Below are 17487 nucleotides of genomic sequence, written 5' to 3'. Positions count from 1 at the left end.
AATGCCGGCCTCCGGTTCTATTCATTAGAGCAGGAAAAAGCCCTGGTTCAGCTGATCCTGATCCTGCAATACAAACTGATGAAAGCCTGTGATCCATGCCGAACCGGATATTTCGGAGATGACCGCTGGCAAACCGCCCACCGTCGTTTCCTCCATAACCTTGGCCCGGAACAGGGAGCCCACGATGCTTTCATGCTGAAATTCCTCCCCTTTTTCAAGCTCCCCTTTGGCGTACAGCACAGCAGCTTTCGCCGAGGTTCCCGTCCCGCAGGGAGAGCGGTCGATGCCTCCGGGTGGAACCACAACCGTATTCCGGCAGCGGGCCGACGGTGATACGGGATCGCTGTAAAACTCAATATGGGTGAGCCCGCGAATGACAGGAATTTCGGGATGGACCACCTCCACCTCACGATTGATCGCCTCCCGTATTTCTATCGCCAGCCGCACGATTTCCGAGCTCCGTCCGGGAACCAGCGGCAGATGAAGCAATCGTGCATCCACAAGCCCGTAAAAATTACCACCGTACGCAATATCGACGGAAATTTCGCCGAGGTCCTCTACGTGTACCCGGACATCCCGCATGTATAAAAAAGAAGCGATATTGGTGAACGAAACCTGCTTCACCTTGCCCTTTTCCACCGTAAGCCTTGCTTCAACAAGTCCTGCCGGAGTATCCAGCTTGAAAACCCTTTTGCTCTCGGGATAAATCCCTCCCTCGATCAGTGCAGTGCATAGGCCGATCGTGTCATGACCGCACATCGGCAAATATCCACCGCTTTCTATAAAAACAACCCCGATATCGGCGCTTCTGTCGCACGGAGGGGTCAGAATGCAGCCTGACATCACTTCATGTCCCCGTGGTTCCAGCATCAGTGCTTGGCGAAAATGATCGTAATGTTCGGACATGTACACCATCTTCTCGGTCATTGTGCGGCCGATCAGCTCCGGCGCTCCGCTTGTCACGGTCCGGGTTGGGTTTCCCCCCGTGTGCGTGTCGATTGTACTCACGAGCTTGGATATTCTCACAAAATGACCTCCTGACGAACCGTCCCACAGCGGAAACGGTCATAACGCAGCGGTTCTACGGGTATGCAGGTTGCCGCTCCGCTCAGCATTTCACAAATCGTTTTTCCCGTGACGGCGGCCAAACTGATGCCGTCGCCTTCATGTCCCGCCGCGATATAGAATCCGGGGATTTCATCGACGGGGGAAACTATCGGCAGATGATCCGGGGTCCAAGGACGCAATCCGGCGTAGGTTCGAAGCAGCGGAATCTGCTCCAGGACTGGAAAAAAGCGGATCGCCCTTTCGGCGATAAGCCGAATGGCCTCCTGATCCACGCGGGTGTCCATCCCCGCAAATTGGCGGCTCGAGCCAATCAGAAAATTCTGAGAAGCGGTCGGTTCAAAAACGAGCGCGATCCCGTACTGCTCAAATTTCGGATCGACGCAGCGCTTCCCGCCAAATTTGCTGATCAGATAGCCGAATTCCATCACCTTCCGTTTGCCGATGCTCTCCCAACGGGAAGCTACCAGGATATGTCCTTTGCGGGGCTCGATCGGAATATCGAGCCCGACCATTCGCCCAATATGCTTCGACCATACCCCGGCGGCATTGATGACGGTATTTGTGCGAATCGTGCCGCCGGATGTCTCCACGCCACGGATCCTCCCGGCTGCATCACGCAGGATCGCCGTGACGGGTGTATGGACCTGGAGCCTGGCCCCATATCGGCGGGCAGCGGATGCCAGCGAGTAGGTGAGCAAAACCGGATTTACCGTAGAATCCGTAGCACATTCTAGGCCTCCGAGCAAATCTTCGGCCATATGGGGCCATTCGCCGCGCAGATCCTTTTGGTCGAGCATGCGGAACGGAAGCCCGGCTTCCCGTTGCCGCATAACCCAGTTTTCGGCTGCAACCATCTCTTCTTCCGTCTCGCAAACAAGGATGCTGCCGGGTGTCCGATACTCAAATTCCTCGTCGAGCTCCTGAGCCCATTCCGCCACCAATTCCTGCGATTTTAAGGACATCTGGCTGTCGAAGCCCGGATCCTTGTCAATCGCCAAAATGTTGCCGTCGCATTTGGAGGAGGTTCCCCCGGCGATTTCTCCGCGCTCCACTACCATCACGTCCATTCCCGCTTTCGCCGCATAATAAGCGATGGACATGCCGATAATCCCTCCGCCGATCACGACAACTTCCGCAGATTCAGCATTCATGGATGGATTCCTTCCCTCCCCTCTACAAAACGATCAGCTCTTTGTTCGATGTTGTCAGTACTTCGATGCCAGTTTCCGTGACCAGAATGTCGTCCTCGATGCGGACGCCTCCATAATCAGGAAGATAGATGCCAGGCTCAACCGTCATAATCATGCCGGGCTCAAGTGTATCTTCCGTTTGTTGGGAGAACCGCATGGGCTCATGAATCTCCAAACCAAAGGCGTGGCCTAAACCATGGCCGAAATATTCTCCGTACCCGCAACTGGAAATATAATCCCTGGCCAGTGAGTCTCCTTCCTTCCCGGTCATTCCCGGTTTCAGCCCCTCCAGGGCAGACCGGTTGGCTTCCAGAACAACCCGGTAAATCTCCCGGTGGCGTTCCGTCGGTTTGCCGATAAAAACCGTTCGCGTCAAATCGGAGCAATATCCTTCAACATTCGCTCCAAAATCAAGGGTCACGAATTCATTCATTCCCAGCAGCTTGTCGCTGGCTATTCCGTGCGGCAGCGCCGAGCGTGCGCCGGAAGCGATGATGGCCGGATACGCCGATGAAACCGCGCCGTTTTTGCGCATGAAATATTCCAATTCCGCCGCCACCTCCCTTTCGGAAACGCCAGGCTTCATATAACCCAGAATAAACTCAAAGGCCTTTTCCGTAATCTCAATCGCTTTTCGGATACACCGCTGCTCCGCCTCGTCCTTGATGCCGCGCAGCTTTTCAACGATGTGTCCGGTAGCCAAGAGTTCAATACCCCCAAACGTCCGTTCATACGATTCATAATCCGCATAAGGAACATGATGTTTTTCAAACCCCAATTTCTTGGCGCCAACGGCCTTCAGCTTCTCCCGGATCAGCTCCAGTGGCTGGCCCTCATACTGCACCACCTCAAATTCCCTGGCCTGCTGCCCCGCTTGTTGGGTGTAGCGGAAATCGGTCACCAGCCACGCCTGGCCCTGTGTAATGACAGCCCAACCGGCGGTCCCCGTAAAGCCGGTAACATATCTCCGGTTATACGGGCTGGAAATCAACAGTGCGTCAATTTCGTGCCGCTCGAGTGCCTCCCTTGCCTTTTTAAGTCGTTGTGAGTCCATATGCTTCGCACTCCCTTCGTATGGTGACAAATCAAAAATTCGTAAGTTCTTACAATATTCAAATGAAACTATTTTGATTTATATTCAACAGAGTTGAACTATAGTTATGGAAACGCCCCTCTCATCCTTTTATTCCGGTCAACGCAATCCCCTCGATAAAATAACGCTGTCCTATGAAAAAAACCACGATAACCGGCATAATCACCACGGTGGAAGCTGCCATCAGAAGATGCCACTGCGCGCTGTGAAGCGACTGGAACATTTGCAGGCCAAGCGCGAGCGTAAACTTTCTCTCCTCATTTAAGTACACCAGCGGTCCCATAAAGTCATTCCAGGAGTTCATAAAGGAAAATAACCCGATCACAATAAGAGGCGGTGTGGACAAAGGAATAATAATTCGGGAGAAGATGGTCCACGGGCCGGCTCCATCCACATACGCCGCTTCGTCCATATCTTTCGGTATCGTGGAATAAAACTGTCTAAGCAGGAAGATATCAAAGGCCGAGCCGAACCATACCGGCAAAATTAACGGGACATAGGTGTTAATCAGATCGGCAAACCTCCAGCCGATAAAAGTGGGAATCAAGGTGACGGCGCCGGGAAGCATCATGCTGGCCAGCAGCAAACTGAAAAACAGTTTCCTTCCCGGCCAATCCAGCCTAGCGTAGCTGTACGCTCCGATCGAGCTGCTGAAGAGAGCGCCGAACAGACAGCTGACGGTAATAATCAACGTGTTGCGGAAGAACCGGAAAAAGTCAATGGTTGTCAGCGCCTCGACGTAGTTTTGAAGCCGAAACGGCGATGGAATCCATTTCGGCGGCATCTCAAAAATCTGCAGCGAATTCATCATCGAACTGCGCACCAGCCAAAACAGCGGCAGCAAACAGAAGGCAGCTCCCACAACGAGGACCGAGTAAACGATAATCTGCGAAATCCGGCGGCTATTTTTCACAGGGAGCTACACCTCGCTTTCATAAAATACCCAGGACTTCGAGGTCCGGAAGAAAATAACGGTGACCAAAAGGATGATGATAAACAGAATCCATGCAATGGCCGAAGCTTGCCCCATTTCGCCAAACTGAAAGGCTTGCCGGTAAATGTAATAGTTATAAAACAAGCTGGCGTTATTGGGACCTCCCTGCGTCATAATCAGCGCCTCGGTAAACACCTGAAAAGCTCCGATCGACCCCATGATCAAATTAAAGAAGATAATTGGCGTCATCATGGGAATCGTAATATGCCGGAATTTCCGGATGGCGCCGGCGCCGTCCACGATAGCCGCCTCGTACAAGGATCTCGGCACCCCTTGCAGGCCAGCCAAGAAAATAATGATGGTGCTCCCCATACCCCAAAGGCTCATCAAGACGATTGAAGGCACTACGGTTTGTTCGGAGTAGAGCCAGTCGAGCGTAGGCAAATTCAAGGCTTCAAGAAAGCTGTTGAACAACCCTAGATCGGGACTAAACAACCAAAGCCAGATCATCGAAGAGGCCACCGCAGGCACGATGGACGGCAAGTAAAAGATCGTACGGAAGACGGATTTGCCGCGGATAAATCCCATATTAAGCAAGAACGCGGCGATAAAAGAGAACACAAGCCCCAGCGGAACACGGAGGACCACATATTTGAAGGTGACCCATAACGAGTTATAAAAATAGGGATCCGTTCCGTCAAAAAGCCGGGTATAATTGGTGAATCCGATAAATTTAGGCGTATTGACGATGCGGTAATCCGTAAAGCTGAGCAGCAAGCTGGCGATCATTGGCAGCATGACAAACATGATTAGCCCCAAGATGCTGGGTAAGGCAAACAGGATGCCTGCCATTGCAATCCGGCGTTTGTGAAGAATAGGAATCCCCCCCTCTCTTGAATGAATATCGTTCAGGTCGAAACATTCCCGCCACTAGAAAAGAATTACCTTCCGTAATATCCCTCGATCAGCGGGAGAACCTTGGGCTCTACGCCTCTTAACGCCTCTTCCGCGCTTTGTTTGCCCGTCCACACCAAATCAAGAGCGGGAGTGACGAGCGCGTTGATTTTGTCCAGGTTCTTCACTTCAAAGCCCGGGGTGCGGATACCGTTTTCAATCGTTTGTTTCATAAAAGCTTCCGTATAGCCTTCCGGATGCGCCTTGTTCCCTGCCGCCCACTTGTTGATCTTCTCGGGATTCGTGTACCACTCTTTCTTCAGTGGCATCCATAACCCGCCTTCGATCAGCGGCAGCACCGATTCGGGATCCGCCATATATTTATACAGCAGCCACGCCTCTTCAGGGTGCTTTGTTGATGTGAAAATGACCGTTGGCGCGCCATCCAGCAGCGTGTTGCTGACCTTCAACTTCGGCAGTACCCCGACGCCGAGATTAAAATCCTGTTCCGCAAAGGCTTGAAGAGCCCAGTTGCCGGACACCGTCATGGCAACTTTTTTTGTCTGCAGCGCCGTGTCCGGCAGGTTTTTGGTCTGCAACGGGGTAGGGGAAACATGATGTACATACATCAAATCCGCAAGCTTTTGAATCGCTTCGATTGCCTCCGGCTGGGCAAGACCGAAACCTTTGCCGTCTTCGGTCAGGAAGTTGCCGCCGTTGGAGACTACGGCTGCCATCATGTTATAAGGATCGTACTGAAGGCCAAACTGCCTGATTTTATCCGGGTTGAAATTCGGATCCAGTGCATTTCTTCCTTGGTCGTCCAGCGTTAGCTTTTTGGCGTATTCCACAAACGTGTCCCAATCCCACGCCTTATCTGCCTCCGTCGGAGGCAGCTCGACGCCCGCTTCCAGCAGCAATTGTTTGTTGTACATCAGACCGTAGCCTTCAACGGCGGTGCTCATCCCGATCGCATTGCCTGGATCAATTTCATACCATACCTGGTCCAGATAATCCTCTTTATTAAAATCAGGGTCGTTTTCCATAAGCGGTGTGAGGTTCAACAATTTCCCGTCCCGCCCCCAGCTCAAAGCAGCTCCCGATGACAAATAACCGAGATCCGGTGCGACATTCCCTGCCACCATCGTTGTCAGTTTTGTCAAATAATCGGCCGGGACATGCATCGGCTCCACCTGGATGCCAGTTTCCTTCTCGAAGCGTTCAAGCGCTTCTGTAACCGTTTTCTTTTCAATCGTGTCTCCCCAGAAGGAAAATTTAAGCGTGACCGTCTCCTCCTGACTTTGGCCCTCTTTGCCCACTTCCCCTTTTGTAGCTCCTCCGCTGTCCGAACAGCCCGCCAGCAATACGCTGATTGCCAAAGCTGCCGATAAAACCGCTCCTGCAAGACGATTGGCGATGTTCATCTACTCACCCTCCATTCATTGGCTGATAGCTTATATATTTATTGTAAAAAGGAGCCGTCCCGAAAAAAATTCCAACATTTTTGTATTGGTGGAGTATTTTCAGTTATTCGATAAAGGCAAGTTGATGTTTACGATAGTGCCCTCTCCTTCCGCCGATGTCAGGGAGATGCCAAATGCTTCTCCATAGATGAGTTTGATTCTTTTATCCACATTCCGGATGCCGATAGAATCCCCTTCGAGCTTGGCCAACTGTTCTAACTTGCGGAGAGGAATGCCTGTGCCGTTATCCTCCACCGTAAACATGCGCGTCTTGCCAACCATCCATCCCCGAATGACAATCCTTCCCCCACTGTGCATACGGGAAAATCCGTGGACGATCGCGTTTTCAACAAACGGCTGCAGGAAGAGCTTGGGAACCCGGTATGCAAAGAGCTCGGGGGCAATGTCGTACTCGACAGTAAACCGGTCCTCGAAACGCTGAATCGTGATGAAAATATAATGTTTCAGCCAGTTCAGTTCCTCGGCCAAATCGCCGGTATCCTGGCTGTTCTCGGAGGTGTAATGCAGCATGGAGGACAAGCTGACAATCATGCGGCTTAATTCTCTTTGGTTGTTTTCAAGTGCCGTCCAATTCATGATGTTTAGGGTGTTGTATAAAAAATGAGGGTTCAGCTGTATGTTCAGCGACATGATCTCGGTTTCTTTTTCTCGAAGCTTTACTTTGTAATTCTCTTCAATCAAATTGTTGATTTTGACGTTCATTTGATTAAATTTGTGGATTAGCAGCCCCATCTCGTTGTAGGATTCCACCGGTACTCGGGTATCAAATTCACCTTCACCCGTCTTTTTGATCGCTAGAAGCAGCTGATGAATGGGCCTGATGATGGTATTGGCAAAAATAAACGCAAGCAGGAGCGAAATTAGCAGGAGGGCGACGGCCAAGTATACAGTGTAGGATTTAATTTCCGGCAAAAAAGCGGCCGCCAACGCTTCAGGCGATATGGTGACACCCGATATCCAGCCGGTCACCTTAGACGTATCAAAACAAACGATGAGCGGCTTTCCATCCTGCGTAACGGTTAAGGTCCCGCTCTTCATTTCCTTCATTTCGTCCAGCCAAACGGGATCGACTCCGGTTTCCCCCTGCTCTAAGGACTTGCCCGCCACAGGCTTTCCGTCCGGGCTGACAATAAAAAAAGAAGCTCCTGCGGAAGGGAGCGTGTCGGCAAAGCGGGAACGATAGATTTCAGGATGGTAAACAACGACCAGCACTGGAAGCTCTGCCTTGCTCTGCAATTCAATGACTTCGCCATGATTGATGTTGAATAGCTTGAGTAAGCGGACACCCGCCAGCAGACGAACATATTCGGGAGGCTTGGAGCGGTTGATATCCTGATTAAACATCTGATCAAATGAGAAGGTAGGCACCCACTGCATGGCCCCGTCCCCCTGCAATGCAGCCTTGTATAGAGCCGTTTGGTTAAAATTCTCATACGGGATGAAAGCGGAGGCGCCCGTCGGGCCAATGTTGGAATAACTGGTCATGAGGTGGATGGAATAGATTTGCTCCAGATCCGTAAAGTATTTGTTTAACGCCCGGCTGACCTTTTTCTCCATCGTGATCATACTGTATTCGTCATGCGGGTTTGCATGCAAATACTGCTCATACAACGTTTGCTCCGCAATGAGGGCTAGGCTGCTTTCTTCCACCCGCGCAAGCTCCGTGTCCATAATTTCATTGTTTTGTTTGACGATGGAATAAAGGTTTTGCCGGGCAAATTCGGAGACAAACTCTCTGCTGGAGTTAAAGTATTTCCAGCTCAGGATGCCAAGAGGTATCGAAACAATGAGGGCATAGGTCAGAAAAAGCTGAAACCTGTAGCTGAGATCTTTAAACCGCGGTAATAAATAACGTCCTCTCAAATGACATCCCTTCCTTATTAACGAGTAGCGGATAAATGGCGATACTCTTCCGGGCTTGTGCCAAATTCCTTGCGAAAGAGCCGAATGAAGTACTTTACGTCCTTATACCCTACAAGCTCGGCAATTTGGTAAACCTTTTGAGAGGTCTGCAGCAGCAAACCTGCGGCCACCTTCATTCTCGTTTGAGTGATGTACTGATGGACAGTCATATGGGTATGCGTTTTGAACAACATACAAAAATACGAGGGATTAAAATGAAATTTTGTCGCCAGCGTGCTCAGTGACAAATCATCTTCGTTATAGTGTGTATCAATATAAGCTTTGCAGCTATCGATGATGGACCCGGTTTTGTACTGCCGCCGCTGCTCCAGGCGATCCGTGAGCTCAAAGATCCATTGCCTGGCTGCCTTTATTAATTCATCAACGGTATGACAATGCAGCAATGCTTCCTCATAGACGGCGCTATGTAAGGGAGCAATTCCTTTCTCCATGAGGAGGGCAGTTGCTTGATGGATAGAGGCGGCAAGAAAGTACTTCAATTTTTCCGGTTCGGGAAAACCGCTGCCGGCGGCCTGGTGAACAGCCGAATCCAAACAGGCTTCGATTTCCGGCTTGTTTCCGGATAGTACCGCTTTGGTTAATTCGATGAATTCAAGCTTAACGACGGCGGGACCAGCTCCGTTATTCATCGGCTCGGCTTCATACACCGCCTTACCTCCTTTATAAAATCGTGTTTTGAGCGCATGACAGGCCTGCTGGTAAGCTTGTTTGGCTCCCTGCCTCCATTCCGTAAAATAACGGCCCAGGCCAAACGTTATTTCTGCCCCGTATACCTGCTGGAAGTGTTGAATGACCTTCTGCAGCTTGACTTTGAAGCCGGGAATCACCATGGATGAATGCTCGGAGCTCATTATCAAGACAGCGAGCATTTTGTCCTGTATGCAAAAAGCGCTGGAAAATCCATATTCCTCGATCATCGGGGCAAGTATCTCTTTGAGTCGGTTCAGCAGAAGTTTATGTTCTTTCGCCTCGCCAAAAACAGCGGTGAGCACGATACCGCGCTTAAATTCCGGGAACAACCCCTCCAATAACCGATAATCTTCATCGGACGGACATCCCCCCAGCATCTCGGAAAGCGAGGATTCTACGGACGCAAGGCGTACAGCGCTCGCTTTGTGCTCCGCTTTCGCAAGCAGCGGCAGAACCTTTTGTTCTTCAATCGGTTTCAGCACATAATCGCTTGCTCCCAACTGGAGCCCGCGCTGCGCATATGCAAAATCGGAATAAGCACTCATAATAATGATGCTTTCATTCCCTCCGCGGCGGGACAAGTGCTCCATTAATTCAAGTCCGTCCATGACCGGCATCTGAATGTCCGTAAAAACCAGATCCATCCGATGAAGCTCCATACTCTGCAGAGCCTCCGCTCCGTCCCTGGCATGAAAAATGTTATACTCCGGTTTTAGCCCCTTCAGCATCCGGGACATTCCCTTTCTGTGCTTAGGTTCGTCATCGACAACCAAAATGTTTAACATGATTCATCCCCCTTGTACTGTGATAAAAAAAGCTCATGCGGATTTCATGTAAATGGGAAGTTCGAACTGCCATCGTTTACAAGAGTCCAGCATGAGCTTTACAAATCATTCAATTTTTTTAATACCACCTCTCTAAGCATTGGAGTCGGAGCAAAACACCGATAAATACTTGACCTCTTCGGTTACCAGTGTATAGGTGTGGTTTTCAACCGAATCAAAGTACAGGCTGTCACCGGCATTTAACGTGTACTCCTCTTTCCCTACGTAATAAATCATCGTGCCTTCAAGCACATAAATAAATTCCTGCCCGACATGGGAAAATGTCCTTTTGCCTGTCTTCCCTTTCTTGGCAACAAAATAAAACGGCTGCATTAATTTCTCCGGCCGTTCGGCCGCAATCGCGGAAAACGAGTACCCTTTATCCGTATGGACCATTTTCCCCATACTCCTGGCTTGCGACGTATACACCGTTCCATATAAATCGTTGTCATCTAGTAAGATCGAAATTTTGGTTCCAAGCGTTTCGGCGATTTTGATGAGCGTACCGATGGGAGGCACCGTCTTCCCATTTTCGATTTTGGACAACAAACTCTTGGTGAATCCGCAAGCCTTTGCGATGTCATCCAGGCTCCGGTTTTGCTCCTTTCGAAGCTTTCGGATTTTGCTCCCCAATTCCATATATTGTTCTCCTAGTCCACAGTGTCATTCAACCTAGTTTAATAAAATGAAACAATATTAAATCGAAATTGTCAATAAATATTAACAATTATCCCTAGACAATTTAACATAACTGTGATTTTTAAAGAGACACCTTTCTAGTAAAGCCTGTATCCAGGACTGCGTTCATGGAATGAAAAAAGCAGTCGATTGCTCTAATCGGCTGCTAACATATCTTTATTGAGTTATCGCTTCGGTTAGTTTAAGCACATCCCGTTGGATTTACTTTGCGAATGTACCGGTCATCCACTTATAGAATTTCTCCTTCTCTTCAAATTGTGGGTAATGCGCGGATTGCTCATAAGCAATAAATTCTTTTGAATCGGCTTCAATGCTGGTATTGCCGTCGGGGCTACTCAATAAGCCTTGAAGTTCCGCCGTATTTCACGACATAATTTCGCGGGGTAAACATATCGCCATTTGTAATTTGATACGTTAATCCTTGCAGGTAGGAAACGTCATCGATCAGGATGATCTTCTCTTTGCCGCGAATCATAAATTGATGCCGGCTTCCGTTTATGTCTACTTGTTCTAATACGCTAATACTGTTCTCGCCTTTGATAGCTGAAGTCCATGTAGGAAAAGGGTTGCAATGAGCAGGGGACTGACCCCATAGCGTGAGAGTGAGTGTCTGTGGATAATGAAAAAAAAGCCGCTGGATTAGCGACTTCATAAATGTATAAGATCTTGTGTTTATACCGGCAGACTTTGCATAAGAATACTGCGGGCCCAATTGCTCGAGAACTCGGTCCGATTGTCGGGTTAGATAAGGCGAAACTCGGCCCTTGCCAGCCACTGCTTCTAACAAAGGAAAGGTTTGTCAAAGACTTGTCTCCCGATTCGCAAGCCTTCCGCTGTCATAAAAATGTGTAATCGTTCCAATCCTTTTGACAAGCAGACCGACCGGGAGCGCTTTGTTCCCCCTCCAGGACTATTCCGCCAAGTAGGACATGCCGCGCAATATATCATATTCAAAAAAACTCGGAAAGCAAGGCTTCAGCCATTCCGTATCGATGACAGTCCCGTTTTGTTTGAAACATACAACACGATGCTCCATAAATAACGTGAGCCTTCGTCTAAGAAAGCAGCTCCTGTTCGCTTAATTCGCGGTTTTGTATGCCATAAGATGGCTTCAAGCGGAGAAAGCGTTGACACCATAGACCTTTTTTTAGAGTGTGTTTCCCATTGCGAAGTGGATGCAAGGAATTGTACAAATTCTTCGATTGCCAAACGAATCGTTTGATTGGTTTCCATCACGGTATCTCCCTTATCTCTCTGTAATTTCTTTCATTCGCCTCTGCTCTCTAATTATTCGTGGACCAGATCCCATGATCCTGCTGCTCGTTAGCAACTCTGGCTGTTGAGCGGCCCAGATGAAGAGCCTAAGCGAAAGCGATCAGGAGCAAAAAGCCGCCCTAATTGGGCGACTTTTCACTTTATCGTTTTGCTTTTCTATATCTCCTTAAATAGTGATGGGATACTTCCGGGCATATTGTTTGGACACCCGGTATAATTGCTCGATCTCCAGCCGTTGGGTGGCACTGAACTCCTCATGATTTCTCGAACGGCAGCGATAGTTTGTCAGTATGCCCTCCAGCATGAGGTAATACTTGGCATTCACCGGGTAGAGCTGCTTCTCAAGAAATGACGACACACTGAGAAAATCAGACAGTTCCCCTGCCGCTTCCGGTTGGCTTTCCCAATTCCGGAACAGCCATGTATACAACTCGGGGTGGAAGTTGGCCATCACGCCGCTGAAGCCGAAAGCGCCGAGCCGGTAGCTGTCCAGAAGCGTCGCCGTATTGGCGTTGAAGATTTTCAGACTTCCGCCCCGGACCGCCTTGAGTTTATCCCCGATCAGCTGCAGGTCGCAGCTCACGTCCTTGATAAACCGGAAGCGTCCGGTATCGGAGCATTTCTTCAGCATCTCGGGCGTCAGAAGCCGCCGATACGGGGCTGGACACTCATACAATCCGAGGGGGACGTGTTCTGGTAAACGCCCGAGCAGCTTATCGAGATTCGCCAGCCATACATCATCGGACTCCCCAGCACCGGCGAGCCGGTTCGTGATCAGGACGATGGAGTCGACGCCGGTTTCCGCCATTGCGTTTAGCTCCGTTACTTGGTCCTCAAACGCTTCCGATACATGACCCGATGCAATGACCGGGACCCGGCCGGCAGCCTTCGCTTTGACGAAGGCTGCAATCAATACGCGCTCCTCCAGGGTCAAAGTATACATTTCGCTGGATTGGCATACGGCAAACAGGCCGTCGGCTCCCCGGTCGATATACCAGTCGATAAGCCGCTCCAAGGCCTCGTAATCCACTTCGTTCTGCTCCGTAAACGGCGTTAGCATAACCGGCCAATTGCCGTCGGTAATGATCTGATACATATGCGTCCCCTCCTGAATGGTTCGTATCTATGGTTGAACATCATCCTTTTGCAGTCAGTACATTTTGCGGTTCCCTTCCTTCGAATATATCCAGCAATGCCTGAGCGGTAATCATGCTGACCCGCGTATACGTCTCGAAAGTCTCGGCTGCGGTGTGCGGCGTCGTTACCAGATTCCCGATCTGAAGAATCGGATGGTCGGCGGATACGGGCTCGGACTCGTAGACATCGATGGCCGCCCCGGCAATGACTCCGGACGACAGCGCCCGGGTAAGCGCCTGTTCATCCACGACGGCTCCTCTCGCGGTGTTAATGAAAATGGCGGATGGTTTCATCCTGGCGAAAGCCTTGTCATTCATAATATGGTGTGTCTCTTTCAAGCTGGGTAAATGCATGCTGACGATATCGCTATGTGCCAGCACATGCTCGAAAGTTGTCATGGTAACGCCGTATTCCGACGCTTTAACTGTATCTGGATATTTATCATAGGCGATAATTTCGACATCAAAGCCCTTCAACTTCTTCGCGGTGAGCTGGGCGATATTCCCGAATCCTAGAAGGCCGATCGTTCCACCAGCAAGCTCGGAGCCGACAAAGCGTTCCCAGCCGCCGTTCTTCGTCGATCGATCCAGCGCGGGAATGTGCCGGCGGGCCGAGATCATCAATCCGATCGCCAGCTCAGCTACCGCGTTGGCATTGCCTCGTGGTACATTGGTTACTTGTATTCCATATTTCCTTGCAGCCTCCAAATCGATATTGTCCACGCCAACGCCGAAACGGGCGATGCCTTGAAGCTGCGGCGCAAGCTTGAATATCTCCTCATTCCAAGTGTCCACGCCGGCAATGACGCCGTCGACCGATCCCACCACTTCCTTCAGTTCCTCGAACGTCAGCGGACGTCCGAAACGATTCTCGATGATCTCGCATCCATGGTTTTCGAGCAGCCGCTTCGCATCCGCGCACAGTTGGGAGTAATTCGTAGCCGTTACTAACACTTTCTTCGCCTTCATTATTTCACTCCTCCTACCGTCATTCCGCTTACCATATATTTTGATGTAAACAGATACATCACGATGACCGGAATCGATGCAATAATGGAGCCACCCATCAGGGGTCCCCATGCGAAGACGTCGCCGACGATCATATCCGACAATCCCAGCGTGATGGTCTTGTCAGCGCCTTTTGTGACAACAACCAATGCATACAGATATTCACTCCAGCATAACGTGAACGAAAAAATGAAGGTAGCCGCAATGCCCGGAGCCGATAACGGAAAAATGATCTTGGTCATTGTACGGATTCGCGAACATCCATCGATCATGGCCGCTTCCTCGATTTCGTCCGGGATGGATCTAAAATAGGAAATGAGCATCCACGTAGCATACGGAATCGTGATCGTCGGATAAATCAGCATGAGACCGTAAATGGAATTGTTGATGCCGATGGCCGTCACCAGCATGTACAGCGGGATAAACAGAACGGCTCTCGGCATCAGGTACGCATACAGAATGCTTTTGGAGATGAAGCTTCTTCCTCGAAACCTGAGCTTGGAGATCGCATATGCAGCCAACATGCTGACCGTGATCGAGAACAAGGATACGATCAAGGAGACGAACAAGCTGTTTTTGATATTCGTCATAAAGCCCTTTTCATTGATCAGCTTATCGTAGGCGGTTCCGAGAAATTCCTTCGGCCAAAACGTAGGCGTCATGGAATAGATCTCCCCATTGGATTTGAAGGAGGTAATCACCATCCAATATAAAGGGAAGAGCGCGAATATTAGCAGCAGCGCGAGCGTCGAGTATACCGCAATTTGCTTGCCGAGCGAATTCTTCATTAAGATCTCTCCTTACTTGTCGGACGCCAGCGAACGCTTGGTCACATAATGGATCAGCATGATCAGCGGCGGCAGCGTAATGAGGGAAATCGCAATTGCTTTGCCGAGACTCATGTTCAGAAAGCCGACGGTATAGCTAAGCGTGGATAGCACCTGCGTGCCGTTGTCCGGGCCGCCGCGTGTCAGCAGCCAGATAATCTCGAAGTCGTTCAGCGTCCAGATGGTGGTGATGACGGAAGACAAAATGGTCACTTCTTTTACCGAGGGGAGCGTCATGTAGAAAAAGCGCTTGATCGCTCCCGCTCCATCCAGCATGGCGGCTTCATACATCTCTTTGGACACCGTCTGCAGGCCGGCCAAAATGGCAATGCCCATGAACGGAATGCCCCGCCACACGTTGACGAGAATGACCGAGAACATGGCCAGGTCCGGTGTGGCCAACCAGCCGACGGGACTGTCGATAAGCCCTGTTTTGAGGAGCATGGCATTCAGCACGCCGCCGACGTCGGAATAAATCCACTGCCAGGTAAATACGGAGACGATCGTGGGAATGGTCCACGGAAGAAACAGCATCACCCTGAAAAAGTTTCGAGCAACGATATTCTCGTTGAGCACGAGCGCCATAATCATCCCGAATACCGCTTTCAAAATGACGGCCACCATCGTAAAGACAACCGTATTCCATACCGCCTTCCAAAACACGGAATCGGTAAATAGCTCCGTATAGTTTCGCAGGCCGATGAACGTTTCGGGAACGCCGACCACTTTATTCGTCAAGCTAAGATAGACCGCCCAGCAAAAAGGGAGCGCCATGACAGCCAGCAAATATATTAGCACCGGACTCATGAGAAGATAAGCCAGCCTGCTGCTTGTATCACTTCGTTCCCGCCTAGGCGTCGGGGTCTTCCCCGGTGTTGTTTGGACTTCCAAGCTTTTCATTGAGAGCACCTTCTTTCTGACGCCTCAGGCTCATCCGCAGCCACGGACCTTGCATCGATGCTTGTATTCGGACTGCGGAGCCTGATGCGCGGTTAAGTCATAACCCTACTTCGCGTATACCGCCTCGATCTTGCTCTGTAATTCGTCCACTGCTTGTTGAGCCGTGAATCCGGAATCCAGAAGCATCTTTTGGAAGACGTCGTTGACATATCGAAGGTTATAAATCTCTCCAGCCTTCGGGTTATACTCTGCGGGGTATCCAAGGAAAGCAAAATGTGCGATGGAGTCGACAAATCCTTTGTTCTTCTCCTCCTGCCATACGGACTCATTTGCCAGGTCCGTGTAAATAGGACCGGTCAATGGAGCTCCATTCTGCACCCACTGGCCGTACCACGCTTTGTCCGTCATATATTCGATGAAGGATTTGGCAAGCTCCTTGTTCGCAGATGCCTTGAATATGCCTAGATTGTTGCTAATGCCAGGCACTACCGCTCCCTTCGGTCCTGCGGGCAGCATGGCGATCCCCGTATTCTCGTACAGTTCGGGATTATCGTTCTTGATCGTCGCAGCCAAGCTGCCGACGTTGAAGATCATGGCCGACTGGCCGCTTAAATACGATTTGTTGTTGCCGCTGTCATCCCATCCGATGGAGCTCGGAGGCGTCACCTTATCTTCGATGAAAATATCCCTGATCAACTGAACCGCCTGAAGAGTTTCGGGCGAATTCACCGTTACATTTTTGCCGTCCTCGGTATCGAGGGAACCTCCGTAGGACCAGATGATCGCCCGGGTCAGCCATTCGGCATCCGAATTGCCTTTCCCGTACCCGAGTCCTGCGCCGTATATCCCTTTGGAAGAATCCGTGAGTGCCTTCGCCATTTCGCGGAATTCCTCCCAGGTTCCGGGCGGCTCGCTGTAACCGGCTGCCTGAAGCATGTCCTTCCGATAATATAAAGCCGTAGACTCGGTCCAGAACGGCACTCCGTATAATTTGTCCTCGAACGTTACGGAGGTTTTCAGGCTGTCCTGTATTTCCCCGTTAGCGTTCTCCACGCTGCTCACAACGTCGGTAACCTCCTCGAGAACGTCCTTGGCATAGAATTGTCCGACTTCCTGGTAGCCGAAGAAGGAGACGTCCGGCGTAGTACCCGATTCGATGGCTGCCGACCATTTCGGATAAAAGTCCTCGTAAGCGATAAACTCCACGTTGACATTCACGTCATGCTCTTCGCCGAACTGCTTTGCCCTCTCTTGGATCATCTGGTTTTGCTCTTCGAACATCTGCTTCTTCATCCAGAATGTCAGGGTTTCCTTGCCCGGATCGGCATTCCCTGATCCGCTGCCTCCCGTTCCCCCTACACTGCATCCTGCCATCAATATCATGACTAAAGCAGCCGTTACCCATCGTATGGAATTTTTCTTCATCTTCATCATGTTCACCCCTAAGCATATAGTGGAATGTCCTTACATCATTCATTGTAAGGGCTTCATAAACTGGGTTAAATGATATAGGCTTAACATCCGCTCTCCTTACTTAACATG

Annotated in this window: 15 protein-coding genes and 1 pseudogene; all 16 read right to left on the bottom strand. The window is 50.4% G+C overall.

What is annotated here, in order from left to right; genetic code table 11:
* Nucleotides 1-24: 24 nt before the first annotated feature.
* The gene (locus BMX45_RS04565) at nt 25-1026 is read right to left on the bottom strand and encodes a proline racemase family protein (RefSeq protein ID WP_090908692.1); all 1002 of its coding nucleotides are present in this window, start codon (nt 1024-1026) and stop codon (nt 25-27) included.
* Nucleotides 1023-2219 (bottom strand): NAD(P)/FAD-dependent oxidoreductase, encoded by a 1197-nt coding sequence (locus tag BMX45_RS04560; protein WP_090908691.1) that lies wholly within the window; start codon nt 2217-2219, stop codon nt 1023-1025. Before BMX45_RS04560 ends, BMX45_RS04565 begins: the two co-directional genes overlap by 4 nt.
* 22 nt (nt 2220-2241) lie before the next feature.
* Complete coding sequence (locus BMX45_RS04555) at nt 2242-3312, bottom strand: M24 family metallopeptidase (RefSeq protein WP_090908690.1); 1071 nt, start codon at nt 3310-3312, stop codon at nt 2242-2244.
* Between the two features lie 121 nt (nt 3313-3433).
* Nucleotides 3434-4264: a carbohydrate ABC transporter permease gene (locus tag BMX45_RS04550; RefSeq protein WP_090908689.1), complete on the bottom strand. Its 831-nt coding sequence runs from the start codon at nt 4262-4264 to the stop codon at nt 3434-3436.
* A gap of 6 nt (nt 4265-4270) precedes the next feature.
* On the bottom strand, nt 4271-5137 hold the full coding sequence (locus BMX45_RS04545) for a carbohydrate ABC transporter permease (protein ID WP_175495032.1): 867 nt from the start codon (nt 5135-5137) through the stop codon (nt 4271-4273).
* 89 nt (nt 5138-5226) lie between these two features.
* The gene (locus BMX45_RS04540) at nt 5227-6603 is read right to left on the bottom strand and encodes an ABC transporter substrate-binding protein (protein ID WP_090908688.1); all 1377 of its coding nucleotides are present in this window, start codon (nt 6601-6603) and stop codon (nt 5227-5229) included.
* Between the two features lie 99 nt (nt 6604-6702).
* The gene (locus BMX45_RS04535; RefSeq protein WP_090908687.1) at nt 6703-8526 is read right to left on the bottom strand and encodes a cache domain-containing sensor histidine kinase; all 1824 of its coding nucleotides are present in this window, start codon (nt 8524-8526) and stop codon (nt 6703-6705) included.
* A 17-nt stretch (nt 8527-8543) separates the two neighbouring features.
* On the bottom strand, nt 8544-10061 hold the full coding sequence (locus BMX45_RS04530; protein ID WP_090908686.1) for a response regulator transcription factor: 1518 nt from the start codon (nt 10059-10061) through the stop codon (nt 8544-8546).
* Nucleotides 10062-10193: 132 nt separating this feature from the next.
* Entirely contained in the window at nt 10194-10739 is a 546-nt protein-coding gene (locus BMX45_RS04525; RefSeq protein ID WP_090908685.1) for a helix-turn-helix domain-containing protein, read from the bottom strand.
* A gap of 261 nt (nt 10740-11000) precedes the next feature.
* Nucleotides 11001-11361, bottom strand: a pseudogene (locus BMX45_RS31685) (hypothetical protein); the annotation flags it as partial.
* Between the two features lie 413 nt (nt 11362-11774).
* Nucleotides 11775-12032, bottom strand: coding sequence for a hypothetical protein (locus BMX45_RS31680; protein WP_254777947.1), 258 nt, complete (start codon nt 12030-12032; stop codon nt 11775-11777).
* A gap of 208 nt (nt 12033-12240) precedes the next feature.
* A complete protein-coding gene (locus tag BMX45_RS04515) occupies nt 12241-13170 on the bottom strand; it encodes a dihydrodipicolinate synthase family protein (RefSeq protein ID WP_090908684.1) in 930 nt (309 codons plus the stop codon).
* A gap of 40 nt (nt 13171-13210) precedes the next feature.
* A complete protein-coding gene (locus tag BMX45_RS04510) occupies nt 13211-14179 on the bottom strand; it encodes a phosphoglycerate dehydrogenase (protein WP_090908683.1) in 969 nt (322 codons plus the stop codon).
* Nucleotides 14179-15006 (bottom strand): carbohydrate ABC transporter permease, encoded by an 828-nt coding sequence (locus tag BMX45_RS04505; protein ID WP_090908682.1) that lies wholly within the window; start codon nt 15004-15006, stop codon nt 14179-14181. Before BMX45_RS04505 ends, BMX45_RS04510 begins: the two co-directional genes overlap by 1 nt.
* A gap of 12 nt (nt 15007-15018) precedes the next feature.
* The gene (locus BMX45_RS04500) at nt 15019-15945 is read right to left on the bottom strand and encodes a carbohydrate ABC transporter permease (RefSeq protein WP_090908681.1); all 927 of its coding nucleotides are present in this window, start codon (nt 15943-15945) and stop codon (nt 15019-15021) included.
* A gap of 105 nt (nt 15946-16050) precedes the next feature.
* Nucleotides 16051-17376, bottom strand: coding sequence for an ABC transporter substrate-binding protein (locus BMX45_RS04495; RefSeq protein ID WP_254777946.1), 1326 nt, complete (start codon nt 17374-17376; stop codon nt 16051-16053).
* Nucleotides 17377-17487 lie beyond the last annotated feature (111 nt).

Origin of the sequence: Paenibacillus sp. cl141a (assembly GCF_900109305.1) — a bacterium.
GTDB classification, from domain to species: domain Bacteria; phylum Bacillota; class Bacilli; order Paenibacillales; family Paenibacillaceae; genus Paenibacillus_AQ; species Paenibacillus_AQ lautus_A.
This window is presented reverse-complemented; position numbering and strand designations above follow the sequence as displayed.

Excerpts from the sequence above, each read along its gene's own strand:
- BMX45_RS04560 (WP_090908691.1), bottom strand. The coding sequence starts at position 2,219 with ATGAATGCTGAATCTGCGGAAGTTGTCGTGATCGGCGGAGGGATTATC.
- BMX45_RS04555 (WP_090908690.1), bottom strand. The coding sequence starts at position 3,312 with ATGGACTCACAACGACTTAAAAAGGCAAGGGAGGCACTCGAGCGGCAC.
- BMX45_RS04545 (WP_175495032.1), bottom strand. The coding sequence starts at position 5,137 with ATGGCAGGCATCCTGTTTGCCTTACCCAGCATCTTGGGGCTAATCATG.
- BMX45_RS04540 (WP_090908688.1), bottom strand. The coding sequence starts at position 6,603 with ATGAACATCGCCAATCGTCTTGCAGGAGCGGTTTTATCGGCAGCTTTG.
- BMX45_RS04530 (WP_090908686.1), bottom strand. The coding sequence starts at position 10,061 with ATGTTAAACATTTTGGTTGTCGATGACGAACCTAAGCACAGAAAGGGA.
- BMX45_RS04525 (WP_090908685.1), bottom strand. The coding sequence starts at position 10,739 with ATGGAATTGGGGAGCAAAATCCGAAAGCTTCGAAAGGAGCAAAACCGG.
- BMX45_RS31680 (WP_254777947.1), bottom strand. The coding sequence starts at position 12,032 with ATGGAAACCAATCAAACGATTCGTTTGGCAATCGAAGAATTTGTACAA.
- BMX45_RS04515 (WP_090908684.1), bottom strand. The coding sequence starts at position 13,170 with ATGTATCAGATCATTACCGACGGCAATTGGCCGGTTATGCTAACGCCG.
- BMX45_RS04510 (WP_090908683.1), bottom strand. The coding sequence starts at position 14,179 with ATGAAGGCGAAGAAAGTGTTAGTAACGGCTACGAATTACTCCCAACTG.
- BMX45_RS04505 (WP_090908682.1), bottom strand. The coding sequence starts at position 15,006 with ATGAAGAATTCGCTCGGCAAGCAAATTGCGGTATACTCGACGCTCGCG.
- BMX45_RS04500 (WP_090908681.1), bottom strand. The coding sequence starts at position 15,945 with ATGAAAAGCTTGGAAGTCCAAACAACACCGGGGAAGACCCCGACGCCT.
- BMX45_RS04495 (WP_254777946.1), bottom strand. The coding sequence starts at position 17,376 with ATGAAGATGAAGAAAAATTCCATACGATGGGTAACGGCTGCTTTAGTC.